Here is a 15,807-nt window from a genome sequence, read left to right on the forward strand (position 1 = left end):
AAGTGGTCACACCTGTTCCCATTTCGAACACAGAAGTTAAGCACTTTTACGGCGACAATAGCTAGGCTTGCTCTAGTGAAGATAGCAAATTGCCAATTTATTGACATTCCAATGGAATGTCTTTTTTTGTATTATAGAATTGTCTTATTTAATATCATCTTACTTAATCCTTTATTTAAATGAGAAGCTGATTGTGCTATAATTATAAAGATATTGGAGGCGAGAGCAAGTATGATATCAATGACAATTCAGGACATAATAGATATGATTGGCGGAGTGTTTACACACAATGGAGGAAATCTAGATGATAAAATAAAGGGAGTGAGCATTGATTCCCGTCAAATATCTTTGAGTAATATATATTTTGCAATTCGTGGTGCTAGAGTAGATGGCCATGATTACTTAGATGATGTAGCCAGAAATGGTGCTGCATTAGCAATTATTGATAATAAAGACTATTGTGATTCTAATCTACCAACGTTACTAGTAGAAGATTCAATAGTAGCATTACAAATGTTAGCGAAACAGTATCGCTTACAATCAAAAACGAAAGTATTTGCAATTACAGGTAGTAATGGAAAAACTTCATGTAAAGACCTATTGGCAGCAGTGTTGGGTTTTAAATATAAAGTGATTAAAACCTTAGGAAATCAGAATAATGAAATTGGTGTTCCCTTGACATTGCTTAGAATGGATAAAGATACAGATTATGTAATATTAGAAATGGGTATGGAAAATCTTGAGGATATTCATTTTTTAAATGCAATTGCTAAACCTGATTTAGGAATTGTGACCAATGTAGGGATTGCTCATTTAGAAAATTTAAAAACAATTGAAAATATAGGAAGAGCAAAGTTAGAGCTAATGGATGGTTTAGATGATAGGTCGTTATTCATCTATAATGGAGATGACCCGATTTTGTCTAAAGTAATACAAGAAAAAGATATGCATTCACTGAAAATAGAAACTTTTGGATTGAGTAAAAAGAATTCTATATATTTGACTTCTTTTGAACAAGAAATGGATGTTATATCATTTAAAACTAATGTATCTTCTCATACTTTTAGAGTTAAGACATTAGGAAGACATCAGGCATTGAATACTCTTCCAGTACTTCTTTGTGCTTATTATGTTGGGTTGGATGATGAAGTAATTCAAAAAGGTTTAAATTCGTATGTTAGCACAGGCATGCGTAATGAACTTTTACAAGTTTGTAAGATGACAATCTTAAATGATGCATATAAATCCAATCCTCAAAGTGCAAAAGCAGCATTGGATACATTTGAAGGCATAGCCTCAGAATATAAAATTATCGTCTTAGGAGATATGCTAGATTTGGGACCAAATATGAATGATTTTCACTATGATGTTGGTGAGTATTTAAATGCTATTACATATGATGAATTAATTTGTTTTGGAGAATTATCTAAATTTATCATAGATGGTGCTAAAGCAAAAAAACCGGATAAAAAATATTTTCATGCAAAAACGCATGATGAAATATTTGCATATTTAGAGAAATTTAAAGATAAGGATTGTGCAGTTTTATTTAAAGGTTCAAGGGGAATGAAATTAGATGAAATTGTAGATCGATTGATAGGAGATTAAGAAGATGAAAAAAATACAATTAGGTGTTATTTTTGGGGGGAACTCTAGTGAATATCCTGTATCACTGCATTCAGTAGGTAGTGTATTACACCATATTGATAAGGATCGCTATGAGATTACTTTGATTGGTATTACACAAGATGGAATTTGGTATTATTATAATGGTGATATTGATACCTTAGAGCATGACAAGTGGCTACAGCATGGAACAACAAGGCGTGCAGCATTATCACCTTCTCAAAAAGAAGGATTGTTTGTGTTTGAAGAAGATGGCTCTTTTAAAACAATTACACTGGATTGCGTATTGCCGGTTTTACATGGTAAAAATGGTGAGGATGGTACGTTACAAGGACTATTAGAAATGGCACAAATACCATATGTTGGTTGTAATCATGTGAGCAGTGCGATTGCAATGGATAAAGAATATACACATATTATCTGTGAAGCTGCAGGAATTCAGATGGCACCGTATTTGTCTATAACAAATCGTGATGTTATTGATTATCAACATTTGCAACAAGAGGTTCAAACAAAGCTTACACTACCTTTGTTTGTGAAACCAGCAAATGCTGGATCTAGTTTTGGAATATCTAAGGTTGATGATATTCACGACTTAGAGAAAGCCGTGAAATTCGCCTTAGAATATGATGATAAGGTTGTTGTTGAAAATGGTATTGATGGATTTGAGGTAGGTTGTGCAGTTTTGGGTAATCATGAATTAACAATTGGTGAACCAGATGAAATTGATACCCATAATAACTTTTTTGACTATGAGGCAAAATACGAATTGGTAAACACAGAAATTGTTTGTCCTGCAAGAGTTGATGAAAAAATAACCAATGAAATAAAAGAAAATGCTAAACATATTTATAAGATTCTAGGATGTAAGGGATTGGCAAGAGTAGATATGTTTGTAAGTACAGACCAACAAATTTATTTCAATGAAATTAATACTATTCCAGGATTTACATCTGCAAGTCGTTATCCGACTATGATGAAAGCAGTAGGTATTGATTTTACTACGTTGATTAATAAGCTAATTGATTTAGCTATGGAGTAAAATGATGTTAGAAAGTAAAAGTCGTTGTTGGGTTGAAATAGATTTGTCTAAAATTGCAGAAAATCTGAAGCGAATTCAACATCATATTGGAAAGCAAAAAATCATGGCAGTTGTAAAGGCGAATGCTTATGGACATGGGGATGTTCAAGTAGCAAAAGTACTACAAGATGAAGGAATTGATTTTTTTGCAGTTTCTAGCATTGATGAGGCAGTTCGTTTACGAGAAGCAAAAATCGAAGGAGATATTCTTATATTAGGGTATACACCAGAAGAACATTTTCATTATTTATGCGAATATCACATAACTCAATGTATTATGAGTCTTGCCTATGCTAAAAAGCTCGATACTTATGCAAAAGCTCATAATTGTGAGATAATGGGACATGTGAAAGTGGATACTGGTATGGGAAGACTAGGAATACCATGTCAAGATGATAACTATCTAATTGATGAAGTTATAGAAGTATATAAATTAAAGAATTTAAATGTTACTGGGATTTTTTCGCATTTTAGCGTGGCAGATACCTATGAAGATCCAAATGATGAGGCATATACTCAGCATCAAATTGTTCTTTATGAAAAGGTATTAGCAGATTTAAAAACAGCGAAAATCATATATGGAGTTACACATTTGCAAAATAGTTATGGTGCGCTTAATTATCCTGAATTGACTTACGATTACGCAAGGGTTGGAATTTTGCTTGTAGGGAACACAAGCAATGATGAACAGCAATTAAAGCATCCAATTACCCTTATTCCATCACTGGAATGGAAAGCGAACATTTCTTGTATTAAAACGGTCCCTAAAGGAACTTATATTGGATATGGGAAAAATTACCTTACTAAAGGAAAAGAAAAGATAGTCACAGTGACCTGTGGTTATGCAGATGGGCTTAATCGACAAGCATCACATCATCATTTGCATGTTTTGATTAATGGAGAGCGTTGTGAGATTGTTGGTAATATATGCATGGATCAATTTATGGTAAATGCAACAGGTGTTAAAAATATCGAAATAGGGAATGTGGTTACGATTGTTGGAAACGATGGGAATGAAGTGATTAAAATTGATGAGTTGTCGAGAGCAGCGAATACAATTAATAATGAATCATTTTGTTTGATTTCTAAAAGAGTTCCACGATTTTATAAGTAAAAGATATGTGAGGGAGCGTTTATGGAACGAAAAAATTATTATTTGGTAGACATTGTGAAACTGATTTGTGCGGTCTTAGTTGTTGCTATTCATACAGGCCCATTCTTATCAGTGAATGAAACATTGAATTATTTTGTTGTACAGATTTTAGGGAGAATTGCAGTACCATTCTTTTTTGTCGCAAGTGCTTTTTTGTTCTTTCGAAAATTAGATTATGTTGCAGGATTGAAAAGTAAAGAGAACCTACGGATGTTACGTAAATATATCTTGAGGTTATTAAGAGTTTATGTAATATGGACAATTATTTATTTAATTCCTTTAGTATTTGAATGGATGCAAGGTGGAATTGATGGTTCTACAATTCCGCGATTTATTCGTAATTTTCTATTTACAGGTAGTTATTATCATCTATGGTTTTTACCAGCTATGATGTTTTCGACATGTCTTGTATATGCATTGTTAATGAAATTTAAAACGACTCGTGTAATTGAAGTTGGTTTGGTATTATATATAATTGGAATGCTAGTGAATGTGTATGGAAGTGTTTTGTTGAAGATACCATTACTTGGAGATGGAATTAATTTCTATTTAAAAATCTTTGAAACAACAAGAAATGGATTATTTTTTGGAATGATTTATACAACCATAGGTTTTTATATAGCTACAAGTCGTTTTGCTTTAAGTAAAAGTGATTTGTTGAAACGAACACTTGTATGCTTTGTTTTATTATTTATTGAAGGATTCTTTATCAAAGGTATTCAACTTGATACACCAAGAACGAGTATGTATCTTACATTATTACCATTTATGTTTTACTTCTTCTTGTATGTCATCTCATTTGATTTAAAGTTTAGTGAACGCTATATAACATTTCGTGCATGTAGTACGTTGATTTATTTCTCACATATCTTATTTAAATTAATTTTAGATATTTTACCATTTAACTATAACAGTCTTGTATATTTTATTATTGTTTTAGTACTGGCAGTTGATTTTGCATATATTGTGTATACATTATCAAAGAAAAGTAAATTTGCAATTTTGAGGTATCTAATTTAATGTTGCGGATTGATCAAATTCGAATTTCGATTCATGATAATCAAGTAGAATTGAAAAATAAAATTCTTAAAATTTTGCATATTGATGAAACAGAAATGCTAGAATATTCTATTCATAGGAAAAATGTTGATGCTCGCCAGCAACCAATATTTTTTATTTATAGTGTGAATGTGGAAGTGAAAGATGAAAAAAGAATTTTGCGAAAAAAAATTAAAAATGTACGTTCAATTGCAAATGTTCAATATTCATATCCAAATTCAGGGATAATAGAGATGAAACATCGGCCTATTATCGTAGGTTTTGGTCCAGCGGGAATGTTTTGTGCATTAACGTTAGCTAAATGTGGATATCGTCCAATTGTTTTTGAACAAGGGAGTGCTGTTGAGCAAAGAGTAAAGGACGTTGATGAATTCATTCGTACAGGTACTTTAAATGAATGGAGTAACATTCAATTTGGTGAAGGCGGAGCAGGGACTTTTTCTGATGGAAAACTTACAGCAAGAACAAAAGATTTACGCGTTCATAAAATATATGAAGAGTTTGTTGCATATGGTGCACCAGAAGAAATTCTTTATGAAGCTTATCCTCATATTGGGAGCGATAAGCTGATAGAAGTTGTTAGAAATGTTCGTGAAGCGATTATTGAATTTGGTGGAGAAATTCATTTCAACTGTAAAGTGGAAGAATTAATATCTCATAATGATCGCGTTTGTGGAGTAGTTACTGATAATAAAAAATATGAAAGTGATGTTGTTGTTTTAGCACTTGGAAATAGTGCACGTGATAGCTTTATAAAGTTTTATGACCAGGGATTACAAATGGAAGCAAAGCCTTTTGCAGTTGGATTACGAATTGAACATCCACAAAAGAGTATTAATGAGGCCCTATATCATAGTGAATGGAATAATCCTAGCTTACCAATAGCAAGTTATCGCTTACAACATCAATGGGAAGGAAAAGGTGTATATACTTTTTGCATGTGTCCTGGTGGAGAAGTGGTGGCAGCAACGTCTAGACGTGGTCATGTTGTTGTCAATGGAATGAGTAATTATGCAAGGGATAAACAAAATGCAAATGCAGCAATTTTAGTACAAGTAGATCAAACTGATTATGGAATCGATACTTTTTCAGGAATGCAATTTCAAGAACGGCTTGAAAAAGATGCATTTATATTAGGTGGTGAAAATTATAAAGCACCAGCGCAAAAAGTATATGATTTTTTGGGGAATGAACCTTCTAATCAAGAAGTGATTCAACCTTCTTATCCATTGGGAGTTACCTACATTGATTTTCATCATTTGTTTTCTCCTAAAATTTGTGCAGCACTTCAACAGGGAATTAAAGATTTTCAGAAAAAAAACAAAGCATTCAGAAATGAAAATGCTGTATTAACAGGTGTTGAAACAAGGTCTTCAAGTCCGCTTCGAATTATAAGGGATAAAGAAATGCAATCTATTTCATTGGCGAAAGTATATCCAATTGGTGAAGGAAGTGGATATTCTGGAGGAATTGTCTCGAGTGCAATCGATGGATTGAAATGTGCAGAAAAGATAATTGAAATCTATGATAATCAACGTGTTTTATAAAAACACGTTTTATTTTTTGTTTTTTTGTTGAAATTCATATCCGGTATGATATGATAAATGCAGTGAAATGACCCTTTAAAATAATCCTGAGAGATTAAAAAGGAAAAAAATAGGGCCTCTCACTATTTATGAAATAGGAGGAGCATAAAAATGAAAAATTTAATTGATCCAATGGATCTAAGTGTTAAGGAAATTGATAATTTATTAAATCTTGCAGATAAGATTACAGCAAATCCTAGCGCTTATGAAGATGTATGTAATCATAAAACCTTAGCGACTTTGTTCTTTGAACCAAGTACGAGAACAAGACTTAGTTTTGAAGCTGCTATGTTGGAGTTGGGTGGAAATGTATTAGGATTTTCGTCTGCTAATTCGTCGAGTGCAGCAAAAGGAGAAAGTATCTCAGATACGATACAAACAGTATCATGTTATTCGCATATTATCGCAATGCGTCATCCCAAAGAAGGAGCACCGCTTGCAGGGGCTACTAGAGCAAGTGTGCCAATCATTAACGCTGGAGATGGCGGACATAACCATCCTACACAAACGCTCACAGATTTGCTTACTATACGCCGTGAGAAGGGAAGACTTGATAACCTTACAATAGGGCTTTGTGGTGATTTAAAATTTGGAAGAACCGTACATTCTTTGATGAAGGCAATGTCTCGCTATAAGAACATTCGCTTTATTTGTGTATCTCCAGAGGAGTTGCGAATTCCAGAATATTTAAAACGTGATGTTGTAGAGAAATATAATATAGAATTCATCGAAGTAGAGAAGATGGAAGATGTCATCGATGAGTTAGATGTTATTTATATGACCAGAGTGCAAAAAGAAAGATTTTTTAATGAAGCTGATTATATTCGTTTAAAAGATAGTTATATATTAGATTTGGATAAATTGAAAACCGCAAAAAAAGATTTATCAATCCTGCATCCGCTACCTAGAGTGAATGAAATCGCAGTAGAAGTGGATGATGATCCAAGGGCTTGTTATTTTAGACAGGTGAAGAATGGAAAGTATGTTCGAATGGCATTGATTATGACAATGCTAGGTTTACATAAGTAACAGGAGGAAAATATATGAATATCGATAGTATCAAAAATGGCATTGTTTTAGATCATATCAGTGCAGGAAAAAGTATGCGTGTTTATGATAGTTTAAATCTAGATGAATTAGATTGCAGTGTAGCAATTATTAAAAATGTAAAAAGTCAGAAGATGGGAAGAAAAGATATAATTAAGATTGATAACGATTTTGAAATTGATTTAGATGTACTAGGATATATTGATCCTAATATTACAGTTAGCTATATAAAAGACGGAATTACTGTAGAAAAGAAGAAATTAGCATTACCAGAAACAATTACCAATGTGGAAGTGTGTAAGAATCCACGATGTATCACATCAGTAGAAACAAGTTTACCCCAAACGTTTAAATTGGTGGATAAAGAAAATCATGTATATCGTTGTGTTTATTGTGAAAGTAGAATTGCAAAATAGCAGATAGAATATCCAAAACTGTTCAGCATAATAGCTAACAGTTTTTTTTGTGAAAGAAAAAAAAGATGTTTTTATTGTGGTTTTTCATTATTTGTTATACAATTGAAACATTGCGAAAGTAAAGAAAGAAGAAAAAATGACACAATTCAAAGAAATTATTAAGAATGAAAAATTGCTTCGTGCAATTGATGAAATGGGGTATCATACTCCGACCGAAATACAAGAAAAAGCGATTCCATTGGTTTTGGATGGCAAAGATATAATTGCAAAATCAAATACAGGTACAGGAAAAACAGCTTCTTTTGGCTTACCTTTGTTACAACGTTTATGCGATGGTGAAATTCATCAAGTATTAATTGTTTGTCCCACAAGAGAGTTAGTAACCCAGGTAGAAGATGAACTACGTAAGTTTAGCAAGTTTACAGAGATGATTAAAATTGCTAGTGTTTTTGGTGGAACACCAATTGATCGCCAAATCCGAACACTAAAAAAAGGTGTACAAATCATAGTGGGAACACCAGGAAGGATTTTAGATCACATTCGTAGAAGAACAATCAAATTAAAAAATTATGATTGTGTGGTGTTAGACGAAGCAGATGAAATGTTGAATATGGGATTTCGAGATGATATTGAAACAATCTTAAATAAAATAGAAGGGAAACACCAGACAATTTTATTTAGTGCAACAATGCCGAAAGCAATTCGTGAAATTGCAACTGGATATTTGCATGAGCAAACAGAGATAGAGATTAAATCGCAATATAAAACAGTTGAAACAATCAATCAAGTATATTACGACTTAAAAAGAGATGATAAAAAAATGACAGTGATAAAACAATTGTTATCGTTTTATGCACCTAACCTTACCCTTATCTTCTGTAATACAAAAGCAGCAGTTGATGATTTGGTAGATGATTTAAATAGAAATGATATCAAGGCAATTGGCTTACATGGTGATGTTAAACAAGATAAGCGTATGAAAATTATGGCAAATTTCAAAAAATCAAAAAAAGCCATTTTAGTTGCTAGTGATGTGGCAGCAAGAGGTATTGATGTAAATAATATCGATTTGGTTATTAATCATGATTTACCACAAGATAATGAAGTGTATGTACACCGAATTGGAAGAACAGGAAGAGCTGGTAAGAATGGGTTGGCTATCACATTAATTAAGGGACGCAAGCAATACCAACGCTTACAAAGTATTATGAAATTTACAAAGGCAAAAGTGGAATGTAAAGAAATACCTTCAAAGCAGGATATTCACGAGATGAAAAAGCAACAATTCAAAGAGCAGTTAATTAATGTAATTGATACACAAGGAATTGTTCCTAACCATATGAAAATCGTTGATGATTTGCTGCTGGCAGGTCATGAAAAAGATGCAATTATCAGTGCGTTGATCACGATTTTACAAGGAGATGTGGCTGCTTCACCAGCACCAGTATCAAAAAGAAGGAAAAAGAAAATAAAAGATGGAGTAGAGTTAAAACTTACCATTGGTTCAGAAAATCAAATTTCAGTTAGGGATATTGAAAAATCAATAATAAATGAAGCAGATATTTCAATGGAACAAATTGGGACGATTGATATTCGCAAACGCTATAGTATAGTAGTTGTGGAAAAAAAGGCAGCAACGCAAGTCTTAAACAAAATGATTAGTTCACAAATCAACAATCATTCATTCCATGTGCGTTTTTATAAAAAGGAAAAATTAAAAGATTTATATAGTTAATAACCAAATAAAAAGGGATTCATCTTATTTTGAATCCCTTTTTACTATTTATTTTCGGTTTGAATTTTATTAGTTTCTATGACGTCGTTTACTTTTTTAATTAATTCATTACGATGTGTCACATTTGCTTTGGCGTAGATATTGTGGATATGCGCTTTTAGTGTACCTGATGAAATACATAATTTATCTGCTATTTCCATATTACCATAGTGTTCTAAAATTAAAAGAAAGATTTCTTTTTCTCTTTTGGTGAGTTGTATTTCATTTACAAAGGCGTCCGTATTTAAAGATGTCTTTTTTTCTTTAGTAGGAAATACTAAATTGTTAATAATTGAAAAAGTGCTAATAAAAATCAAAGAAGTGATAACCATCCAATATAGGTTTTCAGTAAAATTACGTTCCTTGAAAATCAATCCTGAAGATGAAAATGCTTGTTGTTGTGAAGACACTAATGCATCTTCAATACAAATGATAAAGTTTAATAAGATAAATAAAGCAAAAATACTTATGAATTTTTTCGCATAGGATTTAATCTGTGAATCTTTACAACGTATATAAGCATAGTAGAAATATACACAAAGAACAATGGTAAAGAATTGTCGAGTTGTATAAAATAACCAGATTGTTAAATTGTTTTCATTCATAGTTTTAAAAATAATCTCTAAAGCGATGAATATGATAATGATAATAAAATATTTTACTTTTATCTGCTTTTGAAAAATATTTAGAATGATCAACATTTCAATACTTAACATTACAGAGAATAATACAATCTTAAACGGTGCAAGACTTATAAAGGTATCAGGTAAGACCGTTGTTGAAGAGTGATAAAAATCTGTATAGTGAAGAAATACGGCATCTATTATAAATGTAATGAGTAACAATGTTGTATATAAATATAACTTATTCTTGGTTTTTGAGTAAACAAGATATGAAGGTGCCATTGTCAGCACAGGAAACATAATAACCACAAGGCTGAAAAAGAAAATTAATACATTGAGCGTATCCATAGTACACCTCCTATAGTCCCTTATTCAAATGATAACAAAACATAAAAATAGTGTCAAAGTTTATTGTTCAAACAAAGTAGGGGTTAGATAAAACATAACTTAAGTTATAGGTAAAATATAACCTTTTTCCTAATGTAAACCCTTACATTTTGTATTACGTTATAGATGAAGAAAGCAGCGATACATATTTGTAGGTGTAGATTTAGATATATACTGGCATTAAAAGTATCCTTCAATTGATGTTTATATATAACTTATATGCGATTTCTAACAATTTATTTAATTTAAATTTGCACTTATAAGTATGTATCGCTTCTTTCGTCTATAAGAACTGTTTATTAACAGTAGACCATAAAGTCAGAAAAGGAGATAACATTATGGAATTAAGACATTTTATTGACACAAACGATTTTACAAAGGAAGAGTTATTGGATATCATTGATCTTTCATTAAAAATTAAGAAATGTATTAAAAATGGATATTATCCACCACTATTGAAAGATAAGACATTAGGAATGATTTTCCAACAATCTTCAACTCGTACAAGAGTATCATTTGAAACAGCAATGACACAACTTGGTGGTCATGCACAATATTTGGGGCCTGGAATGATTCAATTGGGAGGTCACGAAACAATTGAAGACACAGGACGTGTATTATCAAATTTGATTGATATTGTTATGGCAAGAGTAATTGAACATGATACAGTTGTGAAATTAGCTAATGCTAGTACAATTCCTGTTCTTAATGGGATGTCTGACTATAATCACCCTACACAAGAAATTGGTGATTTATGTACAATTATTGAAAACTTACCGAAAGGAAAAACATTAGAAGAATGTAAAGTTGTATTTGTTGGTGATGGTACACAAGTTTGTGCTTCGCTTGGATTTATAACAACAAAGTTAGGGATGAATTTTGTTCATTATGGACCAAAAACACATCAATTGAATGCAGATCATAAAGCGATTATGGAAGAAAACTGTAAAATATCTGGTGGTACATGGGATGTTACAGATGATAAAGAATCAGCAATGAAAGGTGCAGATTTTGTTTATACTGATGTATGGTATGGATTATATGAAAACGAAATGCCAGAAGAAGAAAGAAAAAGAGTTTTCCATGATTATCAAGTAAATCGTGATTTGATGCAAATGGCAAACCTAGGTGCTAAATTTATGCACTGTTTACCAGCTACACGTGGTGAAGATGTTACAGATGAAGTATTGGATAGTGATATATCAGTTGCTTTTGAAGAAGCTGGTAATCGTTTAACAGCAATGCGTGGGTTATTAGTATACTTTACTAGATATCAAAAAGATCCTACAGAACTTCAAAAATTAGAAGCAAAAGAAGAATTAGATACTTTTATGGATGAAAGATTAGAATACTTAAACGACTAAATTTAAGTGTTAAACATAATAGTTGCATAGAGGAAGCTTGCGCAATATGCAGAAGACAGTGGTATTGGTTTTTAAGCGCTTCCCAAACTCACAACTGCAAATACTTGTGGAAAAGTGGTAAAGAAATAGTTAAATTGCCTCTTGGTGAAGGCACCTCTTGCGATAAAAAAGTAAAGTTTATTATTTACTATTTAACGAAATGAAAGGGGCAGACTATGTCAAAGAAGAAAAAATTTAGAATGATAGATGCAATTTTACTGGTTATCTGTGTTGTATTCGTTGCAGAAGCAGCAGCACCAGTTGCAGCAATAGGGAACTCACAGTATTTTTGGTGGATCTTGCTGATGTTGATCTTTCTATTACCTTATGGACTGATTTCATCAGAATTAGGTACTACATATGATGGAGATGGTGGACTTTATGATTGGGTACGAAAAGCTTTCGGTTCACGTATGGGAAGCCGTGCTTCTTGGTATTATTGGATAAATTTCCCGTTGTGGATGGCATCATTAGCAGTTGTATTTCCAGATATGATTACCTTGATTACAGGAATTGAAATTGGAACTGTTGATGCATTAATTATCGAACTGATATTTATTTGGATTATTGTATTTATTAGCTTTTTCCCAGTATCAGATTCTGTTTGGATCTTAAATGGAGCGGCAGTTATTAAAGTATTTTTAGCAGTATTATTGGGTGGATTAGGTATTTATGTTGCATTAACACAAGGCGTAGCTAACGAGATTACAGCATCGTCATTATTACCATCGTTTGATTTGGATAGTTTATCTTATGTATCAGTAATTCTATTTAATATGTTAGGATTTGAAGTTATTTGTACATTATCTGGTGATATGGAGAATCCAAATAAACAAATTCCAAAAGCAATCATCATTGGAGGATTCGTAATTGCAGGTATTTATATGTTCTCTGCGTTTGGTATTGGGGTAGCAATACCGACTTCAGAAATTAGTACAAGTAGTGGATTGGTTGATGCGATTATCTTAATGACGAATGAACCAACAGGACTATTAGTAAAAGTTTCAGCTGTCTTGTTCTTATTGACACTATTCGGAAATATGATTTCATGGTCATTAGGTGTAAATAGCGTAGCATGCTACGCAGCTAAAAATGGAGATATGCCAAAGGTTTTCGCGAAAGAATCAAAAAAGAATGGGATGCCAACTGGAACAGCGATTATGAATGGAGTAATTGCTAGTATTGTTGTACTCTTAGCACCATTGATTCCGAATCAAGATTTATTTTGGAGTTTCTTTGCTTTAAATTTAGTTATGTTCTTATTAGCTTATATCCCAATTTTCCCAGCTTTTTTAAAGCTTAGAAAAATTGATCCAGATACAGAACGTCCATTCAGAGTAAAAGGGAGCGACTTGTTTTTGAAAGTATTGGCACTTTGTCCAATGGTAGTAATCATTGTCGCACTTATTTTCACAGCAGTGCCGTTATCATTTGATAGTGCAACATTGGAAGCAACCTTACCGATTACAATAGGAGCAATAATATTTATTCTGATTGGCGAATTTATATGTCGTAGAAATAAAACAGGGCAACCTGAGGAGGAAAAACAATAATGAAAGTATTAAGAGAAAGTACACCTAAAAAAGATGGATTTAGAATGCCTGGTGAATTTGAACACCACGACGGATGTTGGATGATTTGGCCAGAACGTCCTGATAATTGGCGTAATGGTGGAAAACCAGCACAACATGTATTTTGTAAAGTAGCAGAAGCAATTGCAGAGTTTGAACCAGTTACAATGTGTGTAAGCAATGCACAATACGATAATGCTCGCTCTATGCTATCAGATAATATTCGCGTTGTAGAAATGAGTAATGATGACTCATGGATGCGTGATTGTGGAGCAACCTTTGTTGTAAATGGTAAAGAAGTGCGTGGTGTTGATTGGCGCTTTAATGCATGGGGTGGTTTGTATGATGGATTATATTTTCCATGGGACAAAGATGATCATGTAGCTAAAAAAATGTGTGATATGGAGAGTAAAACTTGCTATTCATTAGAAGACTTTGTTTTAGAAGGTGGTTCTATTCATGTGGATGGCGAAGGTACTTTAATTGTTACAGAAGAATGTTTGTTAAGTGAAGGAAGAAATCCGCAACTTTCAAAAGAAGAAATTGAAGATGTATTGAAACAATATTTAAATTTAGAGAAAATCATTTGGATTCCTTATGGAATTTACAATGATGAAACAAATGGACATGTGGATAATATTTTACACTATGTTGCACCTGGAAAAGTTGTATTGGCTTGGACAGAAGATAAAGCAGATCCACAATATGAAATTTGCCAAAAAGCTTATGAAATCTTAAGTAAGGAAAAAGATGCAAAAGGAAGAAACTTAGAAATTATAAAATTGATGCTTCCTGCCAATGTATTGATTACAAAAGAAGAGAGCGAAGGGGTAGATGCAGTAGATGGAACTTTACCTAGAATGGAAGGTGATCGTCTTGCAGCATCATATGCGAACTTCTATATTGCGAATGGTGGAGTGGTTGTACCAATGTTTGATGACCCTAATGATGAAAAAGCGATTGAAACATTACAATCAGTTTTCCCTGATCGTAAAGTCGTAGGGTTGTATGCTCGTGAAATTTTACTGGGTGGAGGAAATATTCACTGTATTACACAACAACAACCATCAGGTAAATAATGTAATTGGGGATAACGAAGGTTTATCCCCTTCTTAATTGATAAAGGAGAGTATTTATGTCTAGAATTGTAATTGCACTTGGTGGTAACGCCTTGGGGAATACCCCAGAAGAACAATTGGAAAAAATTGATCAAGCTACAAAATCGCTTGTTGGTTTGATTACGCAAGGAAATGAAATTATCATCAGCCATGGAAATGGACCGCAGGTAGGAATGATAAAATTGGCGTTGGACATGGCACATGAAGAGAGTGATAAAATAGCGCAGTTTGAATTGCCAGAGTGTACTGCTATGAGTCAAGGGTATATAGGATACCATTTACAACAAGGAATCATGAAAGAAATTCATCGTTTGGGATTGCCATGGCATTGTGCCAGTGTTGTTACTCAAATGGAAGTAGATGAACAAGATCCTGCATTCTCAAATCCAACCAAGCCTATTGGTGCATTTTATAGCAAAGAAGATGCAGAGGCAATGATGAAAAAGGATCCAAGTTTAGTGTTTAAGGAAGATGCAGGTAGAGGATATCGACAAATGGTAGCGAGTCCAAAACCTTTAGATATTGTAGAAAAGGATTCTATTTTAAATTTATTAGATAATGAATTTATTGTTATTGCTTGTGGAGGAGGAGGTATTCCAGTAATCAAAGATGAGAACGGAGATCATCATGGAATCCCTGCTGTGATTGATAAGGATTTTGCAAGCGCAAAATTAGCAGAATTAGTAGATGCAGATTATTTATTTGTTTTAACTGCTGTTGATCGTGTAATGGTTAATTTTGGTAAGCCAGATCAAAAAGAAATTATTGAAATGAGTATTGAAGAGGCTAAACAATACATAGAAGAAGGGCATTTTGCACCTGGTAGTATGTTGCCAAAAGTAGAAGCAGCAATGCAGTTTGCAGAAAGTAAAGCAGGAAGAAAATCAATTATTGCTTCACTTGAAAAAGCACCACTGGCAATGAAAGGGGAAAGTGGTACTTTAATCAAATTATAATTACAAA

13 protein-coding genes and 1 rRNA gene are annotated in these 15,807 nt (G+C 32.7%); 13 read left to right on the forward strand and 1 reads right to left on the reverse strand.

Going from position 1 to position 15,807, the window contains the following annotated elements:
• The 9 genes from rrf to M2475_RS05485 form a co-directional block, all read left to right on the forward strand.
• Positions 1 to 98 (forward strand): 5S ribosomal RNA (rrf, locus tag M2475_RS05445); the annotation flags it as partial.
• A 133-nt stretch (positions 99 to 231) separates the two neighbouring features.
• On the forward strand, positions 232 to 1,608 hold the full coding sequence (gene murF / locus M2475_RS05450) for a UDP-N-acetylmuramoyl-tripeptide--D-alanyl-D-alanine ligase (protein WP_277490121.1): 1,377 nt from the start codon (positions 232 to 234) through the stop codon (positions 1,606 to 1,608).
• 4 nt (positions 1,609 to 1,612) lie between these two features.
• On the forward strand, positions 1,613 to 2,668 hold the full coding sequence (locus M2475_RS05455; RefSeq protein WP_277490122.1) for a D-alanine--D-alanine ligase family protein: 1,056 nt from the start codon (positions 1,613 to 1,615) through the stop codon (positions 2,666 to 2,668).
• Between the two features lie 4 nt (positions 2,669 to 2,672).
• Complete coding sequence (gene alr, locus M2475_RS05460) at positions 2,673 to 3,821, forward strand: alanine racemase (protein WP_277490123.1); 1,149 nt, start codon at positions 2,673 to 2,675, stop codon at positions 3,819 to 3,821.
• A gap of 21 nt (positions 3,822 to 3,842) precedes the next feature.
• On the forward strand, positions 3,843 to 4,880 hold the full coding sequence (locus M2475_RS05465; RefSeq protein WP_277490124.1) for an acyltransferase: 1,038 nt from the start codon (positions 3,843 to 3,845) through the stop codon (positions 4,878 to 4,880).
• Positions 4,880 to 6,466: an FAD-dependent protein gene (locus M2475_RS05470; protein ID WP_277490125.1), complete on the forward strand. Its 1,587-nt coding sequence runs from the start codon at positions 4,880 to 4,882 to the stop codon at positions 6,464 to 6,466. Before M2475_RS05465 ends, M2475_RS05470 begins: the two co-directional genes overlap by 1 nt.
• Before the next feature lie 150 nt (positions 6,467 to 6,616).
• Positions 6,617 to 7,534: an aspartate carbamoyltransferase gene (gene pyrB / locus M2475_RS05475; RefSeq protein WP_277490127.1), complete on the forward strand. Its 918-nt coding sequence runs from the start codon at positions 6,617 to 6,619 to the stop codon at positions 7,532 to 7,534.
• A gap of 14 nt (positions 7,535 to 7,548) precedes the next feature.
• Positions 7,549 to 7,968 (forward strand): aspartate carbamoyltransferase regulatory subunit, encoded by a 420-nt coding sequence (locus M2475_RS05480; RefSeq protein WP_277490128.1) that lies wholly within the window; start codon positions 7,549 to 7,551, stop codon positions 7,966 to 7,968.
• A gap of 136 nt (positions 7,969 to 8,104) precedes the next feature.
• On the forward strand, positions 8,105 to 9,703 hold the full coding sequence (locus M2475_RS05485; RefSeq protein WP_277490129.1) for a DEAD/DEAH box helicase: 1,599 nt from the start codon (positions 8,105 to 8,107) through the stop codon (positions 9,701 to 9,703).
• Positions 9,704 to 9,747: 44 nt separating this feature from the next.
• Here the strand turns inward: M2475_RS05485 and M2475_RS05490 are convergent, their stop codons facing one another.
• On the reverse strand, positions 9,748 to 10,713 hold the full coding sequence (locus M2475_RS05490; protein WP_277490132.1) for a helix-turn-helix transcriptional regulator: 966 nt from the start codon (positions 10,711 to 10,713) through the stop codon (positions 9,748 to 9,750).
• 377 nt (positions 10,714 to 11,090) lie between these two features.
• On the opposite strand from M2475_RS05490, the gene ptcA reads away from it, so the two are divergent.
• The 4 genes from ptcA to arcC all read left to right on the forward strand — a co-directional run bounded on the left by ptcA (position 11,091) and on the right by arcC (position 15,800).
• Positions 11,091 to 12,116, forward strand: coding sequence for a putrescine carbamoyltransferase (ptcA, locus tag M2475_RS05495; protein ID WP_277490133.1), 1,026 nt, complete (start codon positions 11,091 to 11,093; stop codon positions 12,114 to 12,116).
• Between the two features lie 215 nt (positions 12,117 to 12,331).
• The gene (locus M2475_RS05500; RefSeq protein WP_277490134.1) at positions 12,332 to 13,708 is read left to right on the forward strand and encodes an APC family permease; all 1,377 of its coding nucleotides are present in this window, start codon (positions 12,332 to 12,334) and stop codon (positions 13,706 to 13,708) included.
• A complete protein-coding gene (aguA, locus tag M2475_RS05505; RefSeq protein ID WP_277490135.1) occupies positions 13,708 to 14,805 on the forward strand; it encodes an agmatine deiminase in 1,098 nt (365 codons plus the stop codon). Before M2475_RS05500 ends, aguA begins: the two co-directional genes overlap by 1 nt.
• A 56-nt stretch (positions 14,806 to 14,861) precedes the next feature.
• A complete protein-coding gene (gene arcC / locus M2475_RS05510) occupies positions 14,862 to 15,800 on the forward strand; it encodes a carbamate kinase (RefSeq protein ID WP_277490136.1) in 939 nt (312 codons plus the stop codon).
• Positions 15,801 to 15,807 lie beyond the last annotated feature (7 nt).

This window comes from Breznakia sp. PF5-3 (genome assembly GCF_029504745.1).
Lineage (GTDB): Bacteria > Bacillota_I > Bacilli_A > Erysipelotrichales > Erysipelotrichaceae > Breznakia.